Annotated in this window: 1 protein-coding gene and 1 pseudogene; both read right to left on the reverse strand. The window is 64.4% G+C overall.

Annotated features, from left to right (window positions below; translation table 11 throughout):
* Positions 1–717 (reverse strand): hypothetical protein (locus H7290_RS19905; RefSeq protein WP_290515761.1); only part of this gene is annotated, 717 nt, incomplete at its 3' end.
* Positions 718–836: 119 nt separating this feature from the next.
* Positions 837–1,506: pseudogene (locus H7290_RS19910) on the reverse strand (ammonia channel protein); the annotation flags it as partial.

A 1,506-nucleotide genomic window follows, 5' to 3' on the forward strand; every position in this document is an offset into this window, starting at 1 on the left:
CACGAACGCGCAGGCCGGCACCGCGGCGGCCACCCCGGCCAGGAGTCCGGTTACGAAGCCGGATGCAGTCGTGCGACGGAACCGGAGGCGTTCGACGACGGATGCCGCGGCCGCAGCGACCACCGGAATCACGAGTACGCTCACCACGATGATCGGCACCATGTCGTCTGCCGCGAGTTCGAGGCCGACCGCCCAGCCGACACCGGCAAACCAGACAAGAACAGAGGGCACGACGATCGACCAGCCCCCAGCTTGGGACGAACGCACTGTACCCGGAGGCCGACTGACCAGTGCGGTGCCGACCGCTACGGCACCGCCAGCGACGAGGGAGGGCAGCGCTCCACCCAGGTCGATGACTCCCAGTCGGTTGCCGAACGGATCGAAGAGCGTGGCGAACACAGTTGATGCCACCGGCAAAAAGACAAGCACTGTCGCAGCAGCGGCGACCACGAGCCTCTTCGGCACCGATTCTATTTCCATCAGTGACGTAGCGAGGGTCGCGAACAGGGCGCCGAGGGCCGCGAGCGGACCGACGAGCAGAAGGGGCAGGACGACGAGCTCGATCGAACACGCGGCGATGACTATCGCCCCACCCGTGCCGGCTACCAGGACCGTTCGCGCCCAGTCCCCCGGTGCAACGCGCTTCTCGACGAACGCAAGGAGAACGGTGACCGCAAGGATCGAAACGATGGCAAGTGCGCTGAAGCCCAGGCTCACACCATCCATCTGATGCCCTTCTGCGAGGGGCACCTGCGCGGCGCCGTCCCAGACAACACTAGGGCGGACACAGGCAGGGCGCCGTCCCGAAGGACAGCGCCCTGCCCTCAGAGGCCGGGCTAGACGGTCTCGAGGGCGTAGCCCTCTTCTCCGTGGACGATGGTGTCGACACCAGCGACCTCGTCTTCGTTGGTGATGCGGAAGCCCATGGTCTTCTGGATGACGGTGCCGATGATCCAAGCGAGACCGAACGAGTAGATCAAGATGGCGAAGGCTCCGACAGCCTGAACTACCAGCTGGTAGAAACTCCCACCATAAAGAAGACTCGAGAAGTCGCTCGTGGCGACGCCCTTTGCGTCGTAGAAGTGGGTAAATCCGAAGATGCCGATGTAGAGCGTGCCGAGCAAACCCCCGACGAGGTGAATGCCCACCACATCGAGGGAGTCGTCGAAGCCGAGCTTGAACTTCAGGTCGATCGCGAGGGCACAAACCGCACCGGCGAGGATGCCGAGAAGAAGTGCGAACCCGGGAGTGAGGATATTGCAGGCAGGCGTGATCGCCACGAGACCTGCCACCGCTCCCGATGCGGCACCGATTGAGGTCGGCTTGCCGTCTTTAATCTTTTCCACAATCAGCCAGCCGAGGATTGCAGCGGCCGGGGCGGCGAGCGTGTTGATCCAGGCGATTGCGGCGACACCGTCGACCGCGGCCTCGGAGCCGGCGTTGAATCCGAACCATCCGAACCACAGCAGTGCGGCGCCGAGCAGTGTGAGCGGCACGTTGTGAGGC

Source organism: Aeromicrobium sp., assembly GCF_014378035.1.
Lineage (GTDB): Bacteria > Actinomycetota > Actinomycetes > Propionibacteriales > Nocardioidaceae > Aeromicrobium.